Source organism: Cyanobium sp. BA5m-10 (assembly GCF_024346255.1).
Lineage (GTDB): Bacteria > Cyanobacteriota > Cyanobacteriia > PCC-6307 > Cyanobiaceae > Cyanobium_A > Cyanobium_A usitatum.
Genome location: NZ_JAGQCP010000019.1, coordinates 19,027 through 34,915, shown reverse-complemented (window position 1 = coordinate 34,915; position 15,889 = coordinate 19,027). Strand labels below are relative to the sequence as shown.

14 protein-coding genes and 1 riboswitch are annotated in these 15,889 nt (G+C 65.1%); of the genes, 5 read left to right on the top strand and 9 right to left on the bottom strand.

The window, feature by feature from the left end; translation table 11 throughout:
• Positions 1-19 precede the first annotated feature (19 nt).
• Positions 20-1,516, top strand: coding sequence for a mannose-1-phosphate guanylyltransferase/mannose-6-phosphate isomerase (locus KBY85_RS08375; protein ID WP_254961045.1), 1,497 nt, complete (start codon positions 20-22; stop codon positions 1,514-1,516).
• Here the strand turns inward: KBY85_RS08375 and glmS are convergent.
• Both glmS and psaC read right to left on the bottom strand, forming a co-directional pair.
• Positions 1,503-3,422 carry a glutamine--fructose-6-phosphate transaminase (isomerizing) gene (glmS, locus tag KBY85_RS08370; RefSeq protein ID WP_254961043.1) on the bottom strand — a complete coding sequence of 640 codons (1,920 nt, stop codon included), beginning with the start codon at positions 3,420-3,422 and terminating at the stop codon, positions 1,503-1,505. The genes KBY85_RS08375 and glmS overlap by 14 nt on opposite strands.
• Positions 3,423-3,504: 82 nt before the next feature.
• Positions 3,505-3,750, bottom strand: a complete 246-nt coding sequence (gene psaC, locus KBY85_RS08365; protein WP_006042515.1) for a photosystem I iron-sulfur center protein PsaC — start codon at positions 3,748-3,750, stop codon at positions 3,505-3,507.
• A gap of 151 nt (positions 3,751-3,901) precedes the next feature.
• Between psaC and acpP the strand changes: the two genes are divergently transcribed.
• Genes acpP through tkt form a run of 3 tightly spaced genes read left to right on the top strand, consistent with a single transcriptional unit; the run spans position 3,902 to position 7,441 of the window.
• Positions 3,902-4,144 (top strand): acyl carrier protein, encoded by a 243-nt coding sequence (acpP, locus tag KBY85_RS08360; RefSeq protein ID WP_106632933.1) that lies wholly within the window; start codon positions 3,902-3,904, stop codon positions 4,142-4,144.
• An 8-nt stretch (positions 4,145-4,152) separates the two neighbouring features.
• Positions 4,153-5,400, top strand: coding sequence for a beta-ketoacyl-ACP synthase II (gene fabF / locus KBY85_RS08355; protein WP_254961041.1), 1,248 nt, complete (start codon positions 4,153-4,155; stop codon positions 5,398-5,400).
• Positions 5,401-5,434: 34 nt separating this feature from the next.
• Entirely contained in the window at positions 5,435-7,441 is a 2,007-nt protein-coding gene (gene tkt / locus KBY85_RS08350; RefSeq protein ID WP_254961039.1) for a transketolase, read from the top strand.
• A 100-nt stretch (positions 7,442-7,541) separates the two neighbouring features.
• Here tkt and katG read toward each other — a convergent pair whose 3' ends face one another.
• The 7 genes from katG to ruvB form a co-directional block, all read right to left on the bottom strand.
• On the bottom strand, positions 7,542-9,737 hold the full coding sequence (katG, locus tag KBY85_RS08345) for a catalase/peroxidase HPI (RefSeq protein ID WP_254961038.1): 2,196 nt from the start codon (positions 9,735-9,737) through the stop codon (positions 7,542-7,544).
• A 98-nt stretch (positions 9,738-9,835) separates the two neighbouring features.
• The gene (gene thiC, locus KBY85_RS08340; protein WP_254961036.1) at positions 9,836-11,218 is read right to left on the bottom strand and encodes a phosphomethylpyrimidine synthase ThiC; all 1,383 of its coding nucleotides are present in this window, start codon (positions 11,216-11,218) and stop codon (positions 9,836-9,838) included.
• Between the two features lie 42 nt (positions 11,219-11,260).
• Positions 11,261-11,379: riboswitch (TPP riboswitch) on the bottom strand.
• A gap of 5 nt (positions 11,380-11,384) precedes the next feature.
• On the bottom strand, positions 11,385-11,975 hold the full coding sequence (locus KBY85_RS08335; protein WP_254961035.1) for a HEAT repeat domain-containing protein: 591 nt from the start codon (positions 11,973-11,975) through the stop codon (positions 11,385-11,387).
• A complete protein-coding gene (locus KBY85_RS08330) occupies positions 11,972-12,190 on the bottom strand; it encodes a DUF3188 domain-containing protein (protein ID WP_254961034.1) in 219 nt (72 codons plus the stop codon). The genes KBY85_RS08335 and KBY85_RS08330 overlap by 4 nt, the downstream gene beginning before the upstream one ends.
• Positions 12,187-13,419 carry an amidohydrolase gene (locus KBY85_RS08325; protein ID WP_254961033.1) on the bottom strand — a complete coding sequence of 411 codons (1,233 nt, stop codon included), beginning with the start codon at positions 13,417-13,419 and terminating at the stop codon, positions 12,187-12,189. The genes KBY85_RS08330 and KBY85_RS08325 overlap by 4 nt, the downstream gene beginning before the upstream one ends.
• 14 nt (positions 13,420-13,433) lie before the next feature.
• Entirely contained in the window at positions 13,434-14,192 is a 759-nt protein-coding gene (locus KBY85_RS08320) for a tetratricopeptide repeat protein (protein ID WP_254961032.1), read from the bottom strand.
• Positions 14,193-14,205: 13 nt separating this feature from the next.
• A complete protein-coding gene (gene ruvB, locus KBY85_RS08315) occupies positions 14,206-15,288 on the bottom strand; it encodes a Holliday junction branch migration DNA helicase RuvB (RefSeq protein WP_254961031.1) in 1,083 nt (360 codons plus the stop codon).
• Positions 15,289-15,350: 62 nt separating this feature from the next.
• On the opposite strand from ruvB, the gene smpB reads away from it, so the two are divergent.
• On the top strand, positions 15,351-15,848 hold the full coding sequence (gene smpB / locus KBY85_RS08310; RefSeq protein WP_254929619.1) for an SsrA-binding protein SmpB: 498 nt from the start codon (positions 15,351-15,353) through the stop codon (positions 15,846-15,848).
• Positions 15,849-15,889: the final 41 nt, after the last annotated feature.

Below are 15,889 nucleotides of genomic sequence, written 5' to 3'. Positions count from 1 at the left end.
GTTCAACCCAGTCCGGTCCATGGCAACTAGCCCTAGCTCCCTAAGCAGTGCACTTGTGCCGGTGATCCTGTGCGGCGGCACGGGCACGCGGCTGTGGCCGCTGTCGAGAGCTAGTTACCCCAAGCAGTATTGGCCCCTGGCAGGCACGGGAGAAGACACGCTGCTGCAGCAGACCCAGCAGCGCCTGGCGGGTTTGCCGGGTTTAGGAGCCCCTCTGCTGATCTGCAATGAAGACCACCGCTTCATCGTGGCCGAGCAATTGCGCCAGATCGGCGTGGAGCCCCAAGCGATCCTGCTGGAGCCGATCGGCCGCAATACCGCTCCGGCGGTGGCGGTAGCAGCGCTGCAGGCCACCGCCCATGGGGAAGATCCCCTGCTGCTGGTGCTGGCGGCAGACCACGTGATCCGTGATGCCGCCACCTTCCGCGCCACGGTGACTGCGGGGATGGCAGCAGCTGAAGCCGGCCAGCTGGTGACATTTGGAATCGTGCCCACGGCGCCAGAAACCGGCTACGGCTACATCGAAGCCGCCCAGTCGCTGCTCGGTGCCAACGAACCGGTACCAATCGCCCGGTTTGTGGAGAAGCCGGATCGGGCCACCGCGGAGCAATTTCTTGCGACGGGGCGCTTCACCTGGAACAGCGGCATGTTCCTGTTCAAGGCCAGCGCGATCCTGGCCGAATTGGAGCGGCTGGCACCTGAGGTTGTGAGCGCCTGCCGCTCCTCGCTGGAGCACGACAGCGCCGATCTCGACTTTCTGCGGCTGGAGCGGGAGGCCTTTGCCAGCTGCCCCAGCGTGGCGCTGGATGTGGCGGTGATGGAGCGCACCGACCGCGGCGCCGTGTTGCCCCTGGAGGCAGGTTGGAGTGATGTGGGCAGCTGGAGCGCCCTGTGGGAAACCGCCGATCAAGACAGCGACGGCAACGTGCTGCGGGGCCGGGTGATTAGCGAGGGAAGCAGCAATTGCTATCTACGCAGCGAGCATCGGCTGGTGGTGGGGCTCGGTGTAGAGGATCTGGTGGTGGTGGAAACCGATGACGTCGTGCTGGTAGCCCACCGCGACCGAGCCCAGGAGGTCAAAGCAATAGTGGGGCGGCTGGAGAGGGAAGGGGCACCAGAGAGCAAGGCTCACCGCAAGATCTACCGCCCCTGGGGCTCCTACGACGGCGTCACCGAGGGTGAGCGCTGGCAGGTGAAGCGGATCGTGGTCAACCCCGGTGCCAGCCTGTCGCTGCAGATGCACCACCACCGCGCCGAGCACTGGATCGTGGTGCAGGGAACGGCGGTGGTTGAAAAGGATGGAAACTTGGAGCTAGTAGGTGAAAACCAGAGCACCTACATCCCCCTGGGTTGCCGCCACCGCCTCTCCAACCCGGGCAAGATTCCGGTGGAGCTGATCGAGGTGCAGAGCGGCCCCTACCTAGGCGAAGACGACATAGTCCGCTTTGAAGATCGCTACGGACGCAGCGACGCCAGCCCAGCTCCAACCCTCACTCCGACCCTCACTCCACAGTGACGCTCTTGGCCAAGTTGCGGGGTTGGTCCACATCCAGGCCCCGGTGGGCGGCGATGTGATAGCTGAGCAGCTGCATGGGAATCACCGTTAGCAGCGGGCTGAGTAGCTCGTCTACCGCCGGCACCGGCAGCAAGACATCAAACAACTCAGCGTCTGGGCATTCGGGTGCCACACCGATCAGCTGGGCATCGCGGGCCTTGGCCTCCTGGGCATTGCTGAGCACCTTGTCGAACACCGCACCTGGCATGGCGATTGACACCACAGGCACCTTGGCATCAAGCAGGGCGATCGGCCCATGCTTCATCTCGCCGGCCGGATAGCCCTCGGCGTGGATGTAGCTGATCTCCTTGAGCTTGAGCGCACCCTCCAAGGCAATCGGGTAGTTGATGCCACGGCCCAGAAAGATCACATCCTGAGTGCCCTCAAAGCGGTGGGCCAGGGAAGCGCAGCGCTGGTCGTGGTCTGCCACCAGGGCCTCCAGCTGCTGGGGCAACTGGCGCAACTGGGCCACCAGCGCCTTGAGCTCCTCGCGGCTGCGGCCCGAGCTAACGCCACCCTGCCGCTGGCCCACTCGCCGCTCCGCAAATGCCAGGGACAACCCGTAGAAAGCCAGCAGCTGGCCAAGGAAGGTCTTGGTGGCCGCAACGCCCACCTCAATGCCGGCGCCAATGTCAAGGATGTGGTCCACCATCCGGGCCAGGGAGCTTTCGGCCCGGTTGGTGATGCCCAGCAGCCGCGGCCGATAGGCCGGATCGGCCACCAGCCGGCGACGCTCCTGCTCCATTGCAAGGGCCGCCAGGGTGTCGGCGGTTTCCCCCGACTGGGTCACGCCGATCGTGAGCGTGTGGGGGCTCAGCGGCGGCGGCGCATAACGAAATTCACTGGCATAAAAAACGCTTGTGGGGATACCTGCCAGCTGCTCCAGCAGATAGGCGCCCACCTGGGCGGCGTGGCGGCTGGTGCCGCAGGCCAGGATCTGGATCCGCTCCACACCCTCAAACACCTCAGCCGCCAGAGGTAGTGCCACCAATGGAGTCGCTTCCCCTGCCACAACCTCTGGCAGGTGCCGAGCCACCCAAAGGGCGGCCGTTTCAGGCTGCTCGTGGATCTCCTTGAGCATGAAATGGCGGAAGCTGCGCTTATCCGCCACGTGCTCGGTGCCGCTAAGCAGGCTGGGGCTGCGCTGAACCCGCTGGCCCGCAGCGTCATAAAGCTCGATGCCAAGCGGGGTGAGCAGGGCCACCTCGCCGTCTTCCATCGGCAAAATCGTGCGGGTGAAGCCCGCCAGGGCCGGGGTGTCGCTGGCGCAAAGAAACTCCCCCTCCCCAAGGCCGATCAGCAGGGGCGCAGCCTTACGGGCCACCACTAGGGCGCCAGGGGCCTCTGCCCACACCACCGCCAGGGCATAGGCCCCCTGCAGCAACGGCAACACCGACTGCAAAGCAGCCAGTAGCAGCGCCGCTGAAGCCTGCTCACCTGCCGCCCGGCGGCGCTCCAGCTCCCGAGCCAGCAGGTGGGGAATTACCTCCGTATCGGTCTCGGAGCGGAACAGCACCCCTTGCGACTGCAGCTCCTCCCGCAAGCGGCGGTAGTTCTCGATGATGCCGTTTTGCACCACCGCCAAACGACCAGAGCCATCTAGGTGGGGGTGGGCGTTGCGCTCCTCCGGCTTGCCGTGGGTAGCCCAGCGGGTATGGCCAATGCCGCACTGCCCCGGAGCTCCCTGGGCCTCAAAGCGGGTCGTGAGATTTACAAGCTTGCCCTCTGCCTTGAGGCAATGGAGCCCCGCCCCGTCAACCGTGGCAATACCGGCGGAGTCGTAGCCGCGATATTCCAGCTGGCGCAGCCCCTCCAGCAGTTGGGGAGCCGCCTCCCGCGATCCAATCAGGGCAACGATGCCGCACATAGGCCTGGGCCAGCGAGGAACGCAACAAAAAAGCCCGGCGAAGGGCCGGGCTTGAGCTTATTGGCAATAGCGCCAATGATCTTCAGTAGGACAAGCCCATCGAGCGACTGGTTTCATCGCCCAAGTAAACGCGAATGCTGAGGAAGTCGGTGGGGCAAGCGGTTTCACAGCGCTTACAACCGACGCAATCTTCAGTGCGGGGAGAGGATGCAATCTGGCCGGCTTTGCAGCCATCCCAGGGCACCATCTCGAGCACGTCGAGTGGGCAGGCGCGCACACATTGGGTGCAACCGATGCAGGTGTCGTAAATCTTGACGGCGTGGGACATGGGCCTGAGCCGGGAACAAACGGCGTGGAGCCCAACGTACCCACAGGGTCCGGACCCGCAGCAACGAAGCCCGCAGCCCGTCACCCTTGTTCATACGCCGGGGGGAGCCCAGCGGGGTGACCCGTAGAGTGACGCGACTCTCAAAGCAGTCATGTCCCAGGAAGCGATCTACGAGAAAGTGCGCTCGATCGTTGCCGAGCAGCTCAGCGTTGACGCTGGCGAAGTGAAGCCCGAATCAAACTTTCAGAATGATCTGGGTGCCGATTCCCTCGACACCGTCGAGCTGGTAATGGCTCTGGAAGAAGCCTTTGACATCGAAATCCCTGACGAAGCTGCCGAAGGCATTACCACAGTTGGCGATGCCGTCAAGTTCATCCAGGACAAGCAGGCCTGAGCCACCCCATGGTGCAGGGTCTCCAACGCGTCGTCGTCACCGGTCTCGGCGCGATCACACCGATCGGTAACGACGTCTCCAGCTACTGGGAAGGTCTGAGCACGGCGCGCAACGGCGTGGCGGGTATCACTCTTTTTGATGCCAGTCGGCATGCCTGTCGCTTCGCAGCTGAAGTAAAAGATTTTGATCCCTCCGGCTGGCTAGAGCCGAAGGAATCCAAGCGCTGGGATCGCTTTTGCCAGTTTGGGGTAATCGCCGCCAAGCAAGCCGTCGCCCATGCGGGCATCACCATTGATGAGTCCAACCAACACCGGGTGGGCACAGCCATTGGCTCCGGCGTTGGCGGCCTGCTGATGATGGAAACCCAGGCCCACGTGCTCAAAGATCGGGGCCCCGATCGGGTGAGTCCGTTCTGCGTGCCGATGATGATCCCCAATATGGCGACTGGCCTGACGGCCATTGCCCTTGGCGCCAAGGGACCCAGCAGCGCGGTGGCCACCGCCTGCGCCGCCGGCTCCAATGCCATAGGTGATGCCTACCGGCTGATCCAGCTGGGCCTGGCTGACGTGATGGTCGCTGGTGGCGCTGAATCGGCCATTACCCCTTTGGGGGTGGCGGGATTTGCCAGCGCTAAGGCCCTGTCCTTCCGCAACGACGATCCCAGCACGGCCAGTCGCCCCTTCGACGCCGAGCGCAACGGCTTCGTGATCGGCGAAGGCGCCGGGGTGATTGTGCTCGAGAGCCTGGAGCACGCCCAGGCTCGCGGTGCCCAGATCCTGGCGGAGGTGGTGGGCTACGGCATGACCTGCGACGCCCACCACATCACCTCACCTACCCCGGGAGGGGGTGGCGGTGCTGAAGCCATGCGACTTGCCCTCAAGGATGCCCGGCTTGAGCCAGAAGCCGTCGACTACGTCAATGCCCACGGCACCAGTACTCAGGCCAACGACAGCAACGAAACCTCCGCCATCAAGAGTGCCCTCGGGGATTGGGCTTACCAGATACCCGTGAGCTCCACGAAATCGATGACCGGCCACCTCCTTGGAGGCAGCGGCGGCATTGAGGCGGTCGCCGCGGTGCTGGCTATTGAGCACAACCTGGTGCCACCTACCATCAATTACCAAAATCCGGATCCGGCCTGTGATCTGGATGTGGTTCCCAACCAGGCCAGGGAACACACCCTCAACGTGGTGCTCTCCAATTCCTTCGGGTTTGGCGGTCATAACGTCTGCCTGGCGTTCCGCCGCATGGCGTGAGCCTCCTCCTCCCACTCCTCCACCTGCCTTAGCCATGGTCGCCGCTCCCTCCACATCCGTCGAATCGCTCTGCGTCAACAGCATCCGCTTCTTAGCGATTGACGCGATTAATAAGAGCAATTCGGGCCACCCCGGCCTGCCTATGGGCTGCGCCCCGATGGCCTTCGCCCTGTGGGACAAGGTGCTTAAGCACAACCCCAAGAACCCCAAGTGGTTCAACCGGGACCGCTTCGTGCTCTCGGCTGGCCACGGCTGCATGTTGCTTTACGCGCTGCTGCACCTCACCGGCTACGACTCGGTGACCATCGAAGACATCAAGCAGTTCCGCCAGTGGGGCAGCCGCACCCCTGGTCACCCTGAAACCTTCGAAACCCCCGGCGTTGAGGTCACCACCGGACCCCTAGGCCAGGGCATCTCCAACGCCGTGGGACTGGCTATCGCCGAAGCGCACCAGGCTGCCAAGTTCAACAAGCCAGGTTGCGACCTGGTTGATCACTACACCTACGTGATCATGGGCGACGGCTGCAACCAGGAAGGCGTGAGCGGTGAAGCCGCCTCCCTGGCCGGCCACCTGGGCTTGGGCAAGCTGATTGCCCTCTACGACGACAACCACATCACCATCGACGGCAACACCTCGGTCTCCTTCACCGAGGACGTGCTGAAGCGCTACGAGGCCTATGGCTGGCACACCATCCACGTCAAGGATGGCAACACCGATGTGGCCGCCATTGCCCAAGCCATCGAGGCAGCCAAGGCCGTCACCGACAAGCCCAGCTTGATCAAGGTGACCACCACGATCGGCTACGGCTCGCCAAACAAGGCCAATACCGCTGGAGTTCACGGCGCAGCCCTAGGCGCCGACGAGGCAGAGCTCACTCGCAAAGCCCTCGACTGGAGCTACGGCGAATTTGAGGTTCCCCAGGATGCCTACGACCACTGGCGCCAAGCGATCAGCCGCGGTGAAGCACTTGAAGCCACCTGGAACGCCAGCCTGGCCACCTATCGCAGCCAGTACCCCGCTGAAGCGGCTGAATTCGAGCGCCAGCTTCGCGGCGAGCTGCCCCAGGGTTGGGACGCTTCCCTGCCGAGCTTCAGCCCAGAAGACAAGGGCTTGGCCACCCGCATGCACTCCTACAACGCCCTTAACGCCTTCGGCCCCAACCTGCCCGAGCTAATCGGCGGCTCGGCCGACCTCACCCACTCCAACCTCACCGATATCAAAGGCGAGGCGAGCTTCCAGAAGGGTGCCGAAGCCAACCGCTACCTGCACTTCGGCGTGCGCGAGCACGCCATGGCGGCGATCATGAATGGCATCGCTTACCACGGCAGCGGCCTGATCCCCTACGGCGGCACCTTCCTGGTTTTCGCCGGCTACATGATCGGCGCCATGCGCCTTTCGGCCTTGAGCGAGCTGGGCGTGATCTACGTGCTCACCCACGACTCGATCGGTCTGGGCGAAGACGGCCCCACCCACCAGCCGGTGGAAACCCTCGCCAACCTGCGCGCCATCCCCAACCTGCTGGTGATGCGCCCCGGCGATGGCAACGAGACCATGGGTGCTTATCAAGTGGCTGTCACCAACCGCAAGCGCCCCACCGTGCTGGCCCTCAGCCGCCAAGCCATGGCCAACCAGCCCGGTTCGGCTGCGGCCCATGTAGCCAAAGGTGGCTACATCTTGGAGGACAGCAATGGCACCCCGGAACTAATCCTGATCGGCACCGGCACCGAGCTGGAGCTCTGCACCAAAGCCGCAGCCCAGCTGCGCGCCGAAGGTAAGAACGTCCGCGTAGTTTCGATGCCCTGCATTGAGCTGTTCGAAGAGCAGGATGCCGCCTACCGCGAAAGCGTGCTGCCCGCCGCCGTGCGCAAGCGCGTTGTGGTGGAAGCCTCCAGCTCCTTCGGCTGGCACAAATACACCGGCTTCGATGGCGCCTGCATCTCTATCGACCGCTTCGGCGCTTCGGCACCTGGCCCGGTCTGCCTTGAGAAGTTTGGCTTCACCGTCGACAACGTGGTGGCAACTGCCAAAGCGCTGGGCTGATTCCTAACGGCTGAGCCCTACTTAGCCAGGAGCCCCGCCAATTTGGCGGGGCTTTTTTGATGAAAGCTGGGCAGGAGTGCTGCTGGGGTGCAGCTACCGATCAAGCCTTGAGGTCGAAGCGATCGGCCCCCATCACCTTCACCCAGGCGGCCACGAAATCGCCCACGAAGCGCACGGCGCCATCGCTCTGGGCATACACCTCGGCGATCGCCCGCAGCTGGGAGTTGGAGCCGAACACCAGATCCACCCGGGTACCGCTCCAGCGCAGCTCACCGCTGCGGCGATCGCGGCCCTCAAACAGCTCGCCGCTCTCATCGGTGGGGCTCCAGGTGGTGGCCATGTCGAGCAGGTTGACGAAGAAGTCGTTGCTCAGCTCCCCCGGCCGCTCGCTGAACACCCCATGGGGCACGCCACCGCTGTTGGCGCCCAGCACCCGCAGGCCGCCCACAAGCACGGTCATTTCGGGTGCACTTAGACCGAGCAGCTGGGCACGGTCCAGCAGCAGGTGCTCGGCCGTCACGCTCATCGGCCCCCTCTGCCAGTTGCGGAAGCCATCGGACTCGGGCTCCATCACCGCAAACGAGGCTGCATCCGTTTGCTCTTGGCTGGCATCCATCCGGCCCGGAGTGAAAGGCACCTCCACCGGCTGAGCAACGGCGGCGGCGGCCTGCTCCACCCCCACACAACCGCCTAGCACGATCAGATCAGCCAGTGAGACGCTCACGCCATCTGTGCGGGAGGCGTTGAAGGCCTGCTGGATGCCCTCGAGCACGGCCACCACACGCTGCAGCTGCTCGGGTTGGTTGACGGCCCAGTCTTTTTGCGGGGCCAGGCGCACCCGGGCGCCGTTGGCGCCGCCGCGCTTATCTGATCCGCGGAAGCTGGAAGCCGAGGCCCAGGCGGTGCTCACCAGCTCAGCCACGCTCAGCCCGGAGGCCCGTACGCGCGCCTTGAGATCGGCGATGGCGGCCCCATCCACCAGGGGGTGATCCAGCGCCGGGATCGGGTCTTGCCAGATCAGGTCTTCGGCGGGCACCTCGGGGCCGAGGTAGAGGCTTTTGGGCCCCATGTCGCGATGGGTGAGCTTGAACCAGGCGCGGGCGAAGGCATCGACGAAGGCCTCCGGGTGCTGGTGGAAGTGGCGCGAGATCGGCTCGTAGATCGGATCGAAGCGCAGCGACAGATCCGCCGTGGTCATCATCGGCGGGTGGTTGAGCCCGGGGATATGGGCGTCGGGGATCAGGTGCTCCTCGCGGCAGTCTTTGGCCTGCCACTGCCAAGCACCGGCGGGACTCTTGATCAGCTCCCACTCATAACCAAACAGCATGTCGAAATAGCCCATGTCCCAGCGGGTGGGGTTGGGTTTCCAGGCGCCCTCGATACCGCTGGTGGTGGCATCGGCTCCTTTGCCACTTCCGTGACGGTTGCGCCAACCCAGCCCCATCTCCTCCAGTGGCGCCCCTTCGGGAGCGGGGCCCACCAGCTCTTCACTGCCGGCGCCGTGGGCCTTGCCGAAGGTGTGGCCGCCGGCGGTGAGCGCCACGGTCTCCTCGTCGTTCATCGCCATGCGCGCGAAGGTCTCTCGCACGTCGCGCCCCGACGCCACCGGATCGGGCACGCCATTGGGGCCCTCTGGGTTCACGTAGATCAACCCCATCTGCACAGCGGCCAGTGGGTTTTCCAGCTGGCGATCGTCGTTATAGCGCTCATCGCCGAGCCAGGTCTTTTCGTTGCCCCAGTAGATGTCTTCCTCCGGCTGCCAGATGTCGGCGCGGCCGCCGCCGAAGCCGAAGGTGCGCAGCCCCATCGATTCGAGGGCACAGTTGCCGGCCAGGATCATCAGGTCGGCCCAGGAGATCTGGTTGCCGTATTTCTGCTTGATCGGCCAGAGCAGCCGTCGGGCCTTGTCGAGGTTGCCGTTGTCGGGCCAGCTGTTGATCGGCGCGAAGCGTTGGTTGCCGGTGCCACCACCACCGCGGCCATCGGCAGTGCGGTAGGTGCCGGCGCTGTGCCAGGCCATGCGAATGAACAGCCCGCCGTAGTGGCCCCAGTCGGCGGGCCACCAGTCTTGGGAGTCGGTCATCAGGGCGATCAGTTCGCCCTTGAGGGCCGGGTAATCGAGCTCCTGGAAGGCCTCGGCGTAGTGAAAAGCCTCCCCCAACGGATTGGCGACCGGGCTGTGCTGGTGCAGGATCCCCAGGCTGAGCTGCTGGGGCCACCAGTCGCGCGGCGCGGGGCCGTGGCCCGCCACCGCAGTTCCGCCATGGTTGAAGGGGCACTTGCCGAGTTCGGTCATGGCGCTTGCTTACCTGATCGCACTGTCTGAACCGTAGTCAGGGCGATCAGGGGCAACCAGCGAGGGTCACAGTCCTTAGCGGAGGTAGCCCGCCTGGCTCAGACGGCTGCGGCGACCCCTGCTTTCTGCTCCGCCAGCACCTGCTCCAGCCCAGCAAGATCCTCATCGGTGATCTTGGTTTGCATTGGGCAGTGCTTGGGGCCGCACATCGAGCAAAACTCGGCCTGCTTGTAGATATCGGCGGGCAGGGTTTCGTCGTGATACTCACGAGCCCGCTCAGGATCCAGCGAGAGATCAAACTGCTTATTCCAATCGAAGGCATAGCGAGCCCGGCTGAGTTCGTCGTCGCGATCGCGGGCGCCGGGGCGGTGACGGGCGATGTCGGCGGCGTGGGCAGCGATCTTGTAAGCAATCAGGCCCTCGCGCACATCCTCGGCATTAGGCAGGCCCAGGTGCTCCTTCGGCGTCACATAGCAGAGCATGGCCGTGCCATACCAACCAGCCATCGCCGCGCCAATGGCGCTGGTGATGTGGTCGTAGCCGGGGGCGATGTCGGTGACCAAGGGGCCCAGCACGTAGAAAGGCGCCTCACTGCACTCCTCCATCTGCTTTTTAACGTTGAATTCGATCTGATCCATCGGCACATGGCCCGGACCCTCCACCATCACCTGGATGTCGTGCTCCCAGGCGCGGCGGGTGAGCTGGCCAAGGGTTTTCAGCTCCGCCAGCTGGGCGGCGTCGGAGGCGTCATGCTGGCAACCCGGCCGCAGCGAATCGCCCAAGGAGAAGCTGCAGTCGTAGCGCTTGAAAATCTCGATGATGTCATCGAAATGGGTGAACAGCGGATTCTGCTTGTGGTGATAAAGCATCCACTGGGCCAAGATCCCGCCACCGCGGCTGACGATGCCGGTGAGGCGACCCTTCACTAGCGGCAGGTGCTCAATCAGCAGGCCGGCATGAATCGTTTGGTAGTCAACGCCCTGCTGGCAGTGCTTCTCGATGATGTGCAGGAAGTCGTCGGCGTCGAGCTTCTCGATGGAGCCGTGCACGCTCTCGAGCGCCTGATATACGGGCACCGTGCCGATCGGCACCGGAGAGGCATTGATGATCGCCGTGCGCACCTCATCGAGATTGACGCCGCCGGTGGAAAGATCCATCACCGTGTCGGCGCCATACTTCACCGCTAGGCGCAGCTTGGCCACCTCCTCATCGAGATCGGAAGCATTGGGGGAGGCGCCGATGTTGGCGTTCACCTTGCAGCGGCTGGCGATGCCGATCGCCATCGGCTCCAAATTGGGGTGGTTGATGTTGGCCGGGATGATCATGCGGCCCCGAGCCACCTCCTCCATCACCAACGATTCGGGCAGGTTTTCCCGCTTGGCCACATAGGCCATCTCTTCAGTCACTACGCCCTGGCGGGCGTAATACATCTGGGAATAGTTCGCGGTACCGCGACGCTTCTCAATCCAGGCGCTACGCATTTGAGGCTGCAGATAGGGCGGGGCGCAGCCTGAGAGTGGTTTCACAATCCAATTCCACTTCCCTGCGCCGGCATGACCCGGATCAGGTTCGGAGGGTGTGATCTCAGCCCGAAGCTGCACAACTGATTAAGGCTGGCAGCGGGGCACCCCTAGTGACCTATCCAACCTAGCTCTGCAGACCATTGAGCGCCGCGGCCACCACCCGGTGGTCGGGGTCGGCCTGAAGCTGCTGCAACAGGACCCGGGCCTCGGCAGCGCCCTGCTCCCGCACCAAGCGGGCCAGGATTTCGGCGCCGCCCACCCGCACCGTGCCATCAGCGTCTGTGATCGCCATCGACGCCAGCTCCAGCAACCAGGCCGGATCAATGGCTGGCTGCTCAGCAAGAGCCGAAAGGATGCTGCAGCGCACCAGCCACTGCTGATCGGCTGCAAACCCATCACGCAGCAGGGGCCAGGCCCGCTCAAGGCTGTGGCTCACCAGGGAGTTAGCCGCTTCCGCCCGCACATTGGCGTCCTCATCGCCCTGCATCGCGGCCACCAGCGCCTGCCAGCCGGCCTCGTTTTGCTTCACCCCAAGGCCGGCGCAGCTGAGCGAGCGCACCATGAACATGCTCTGCTCCAGCCCGAGCAGCAGTAAGGGCACGGCCTGCTCCACCGCCACCTCCCGCAAACCCACTAGGGCGGGCATGGCCCGGCTGGGGTCTCCGCAAAGGATGGCCTCTCGCAGGGCCGCAAGATCGGGGGAGGGATTGGTCATACATCCCCATCGTGGCGCAGGGCCGCCAGCAGCTCACGCCGTCGCCGCCGCCACCCCACGGCACTGGTAACAAGCAGGCCGGTGCCGATCAGTAGGGCCGGCAGAGCTGGGATCCGATCGACGCCGCGGCGCTGCAGCAGCACAAGCAATGCCAGCAGGATCAAAAGGGGCGAGGAGAGGGCCAGCAACCCCCGCAGCCAGGGCCTTTGCCTCACGGGCGCCGCTCCATCCAGCGCAACAGGCTCAAGGTGAGCACGCCAATGCCCACCGGCAGGGCCGCTTCGTCCGGAGCGAAGCTGTTGCTGTGCAAAGGCATGCAGCCCTGAGGCCCCGCCACCCCCAAGCGAAACATGGTGCCGCGGGTGCCATCGAGCAGTTCGGCGAAATCCTCTGCTCCCAAAGACGGCTGCTCGAGCCACTGCACCTGCGGGCGACCGAGCAACTCCACCCCAGCTTCCGCCACCAGCTCGGTTAGGGCAGGGTCGTTGTGCACAGGCGGTGAAATCAGCCGATAGCGCACTCGGGCCTCACCGCCATGGCCGCGGCAGAGGGCCTGCACCGTGTCTTCGATCCAGCCTGGCAGCTGGGCGTGCACTTCGGTGTCGAGACAGCGCACCGTGCCGAGCAGGCGGACATGGTCGGCGATCACGTTGAAGGCCTTACCGCCCTCGATCCGCCCGAAACTCACCACCACCGGATGCAGGGCATCAAGGCGGCGGCTGATCGCCTCCTGCAAACCACTCACCACCCGCGCCGCAATCCAAATGGCGTCGGTGCTCTGGTGGGGCCGGGCGCCGTGGCCGCCCTCGCCCAGCACCTCCACCTCCAGCTCACCGGCCGCCGCCGTAAGACTGCCGCTGCGCACGCCGATCGTGCCCGCCGCCAGGCTGGGAAACACGTGCACACCAAACAGGGCTGCCACGCCGTCCATAGCGCCATCGGCCTTCATCCAGGCCGCCCCCTGGGCCGTTTCCTCAGCGGGCTGAAACAACAGCCGCACCCGGGCCGTGAGCAGCTCGGGGTGGCGCTCGGCAAGCTCCGCCAGCAGGTAAGCCACCCCCAGCCCCACGGCGGTGTGCAGGTCGTGGCCGCAGGCGTGCATCAGGCCCTGCTGGGTGGAGGCGTAGTCGAGGCCGGTGCGCTCCTCCACCGGCAGGGCGTCCATATCCACCCGCAGGGCCACTAGGGGCGCGGGCAAGCCATCAAGCCCCTGCTCTGGCCCCAACTCCGCCAGCACGCCGGTGCGGCCGACACCCTCGCGCACCTGCCAACCCCAGCGCCGCAGCTCACCTGCCACCAGGGCAGCTGTCTGCTGCTCATGGCCACTGAGCTCGGGATGGCGATGGATATGACGCCGCAACTGGATCAGCTCCGGCAGCACCGCGGCCAGGGTCTGCTCAATCCCCAAGGCCTGCCAACTCAAGCTGCAGGGTGTTGCCGTCATTCGAGGGCCATCGTTCAAGGGGCCAAAGCGAGGAATTGCGCCAGGGCTTGCACCGGCTCGGGGGGCCAACGCCGCGTCGCAAGCAACCATTCTCGCTGCCGGTAGCGGGGATCGAGGCCAGAGGCCGCGGCCCAGTTGCTTTCAGCCTCACCGCGAGCCCCCTTCTGCCAGAGCAGCGCCGTGAGACCAGCTCGAGCATCGGCAAACAGGGGATAGCGGCGGATCAGGTTGCGCAGCTCCCGCTCGGCCTCGGCTCGGTCGCCCAACTGGAAGGCCGCCAGGGCGGAGCTGGAGCGGGCCATGGCAAAGCCTGGCCTAGCAAGGGAAGCGGCTTCAAAGCAACGGCGCGCTTCCTGCCAGTCGCCCAGGGAGCCCTGCACGTTGCCGAGGTTGTAAAGGGCTGAGGCGCGCGGTTCACCCTCGTCGCTCGGAGCGCGCTCCAAGATCCAGCGGTAGTCGGCTTCGGCGGCAGCCCACTGGCCCAAAGCCTCCTCGGCTGTGCCGCGATTGAGGTGGGGATCGGGGCTCTCGCCGTCGAGCTGCATCGCCTTGGTCTGGTCAGCGATGGCGGCGCGGGGATCGCCCAGGGCGAGCTGCACATTGCCCCGATTGCTCCAGGCCGCCGCATCGTCCGGGGCCAGCTCCAGCACCTGGTTCCAGAGGGGTAGAGCCTCATCAAAGCGCCCCTGCCGGCTGGCGCTGAGGGCCTGATCAAACAGCTGGGGCAGCAGCAGTTGCAGCCCCAGCAGCAAGGAAAATAACGTAGGAATCATTGTTGGCTGCTGGTCATGCGGCCGCATTAGCCGGCCAGCCCAGGTGGTTGCGGCCCGCCGGAGTAACCAGCCGGCCCCGGGGGGTGCGCTGCAGAAAACCCAGCTGCAACAGGTAGGGCTCCACCACCGCTTCGAGGGTGGAGGAATCTTCCCCGAGCCCGGCAGCCAGGGTATCGAGGCCCACGGGGCCGCCGCCGTAGCCCTCGAGCATCAAGGTGAGCAAACGCCGGTCACTGGCATCGAGGCCGCGGTCGTCAACGCGATGCAGGCTGAGGGCCTCCGCAACCAGGGGCGCGCCGATGCGGCCATGGCCCCGCACCGATGCCACATCGCGCACCCGACGCAGCAGGCGATTGGCAATGCGGGGGGTGCCCCGACAGCGGCGGGCAACTTCCAAGGCGGCCCCACCCTCCAGCTTGATCTGGAGCAGGCCAGCCGCCCGCTCCACAATTTGCTGAAGCTCATCGAGTCCGTAAAACTCAAGCCGCTGAATCAGGCCGAAGCGATCCCGCAGCGGTGAACTCAGCGATCCCGCCCGGGTGGTGGCGCCAACAAGCGTGAAAGGGGGCAGATCCAGGCTGCGGGTGCGGGCCGTCGTGCCCTTACCCACGGTGAGATCGAGGCGGTAATCCTCCATCGCTGGATAAAGAATTTCCTCAGCCACCCGGTTGAGCCGATGAATCTCGTCGATGAACAGCAGCTCATGGGGCTGCAGGTTGACCAGCAGGCCAACGATGTCGCGAGGGCGCTCTAGAGCCGGGGCGCTGGTGATGCGGCAGCGCACGCCCAACTCCTCAGCCAGCACCAAAGCCATGGTGGTTTTGCCCAGGCCCGGTGGGCCGTAGAGCAGCACGTGGTCGAGGGCCTCTTGGCGGGCGCGGGTGGCCTCCACCGCGATGGCCAGCACCTGCTTGAGCTCGCTCTGGCCGATGTAATCGGCAAGGCGCTTGGGACGGAGACTGTCCTCCCGATGCAGGCCACTGGCTGCGGCGGGGACCTCCTCGAGCACGGGAGCGGGGTCCACAAGGCGCGCTGGTGGCTCGTCGCGGCTGGGGCGGCCGCGGGGCGCCGAAGATCCCGAGGAGACGATGGCCATGCAGCGAGGGTACCGGGGGCTCCCTAGGGTCGGGAGATCAAGGGGACGGTTGCGGAGCAGCGATGGCCAAGGGCGGGGGCAAGAAGAGCGCTAAGGCCCAGCGCGATGCCGCCAACAAGCTGCTGGCCGACAACCGCTTTGCCCGGCATCAATACGAAATTCTGGAAACCCTGGAGTGTGGCCTGGAGCTATTTGGCACCGAGGTGAAGTCGATCCGGGCCGGGCAATCAAACCTGCGCGATGGCTTCTGCCTGATTCGCAAGGGAGAACTGCAGCTGCACAACGTGCACATTTCGCCCCACAGCCATGCCAGCGCATTTTTTAACCACGAGCCGTTGCGGGTGCGCAAATTGCTGGCCCACCGCCGCGAAATTGACAAATTGCGGATTGGCCTAGATCAAAAAGGCCTCACCCTGATCCCCCTGAACCTGCATCTCAAGGGCTCCTGGATCAAGTTGACAATCGGTCTGGCCAAGGGCCGCAAGCTGCACGACAAGCGTCACGAAGAGCGGCGCAAGCAGGACATCAAGGACGCCAAGGCCGCAATCGCCCGGCTCTGAAATTGGGGGGCCGGAGCGCTCGACCTACCCGCCCATATGCC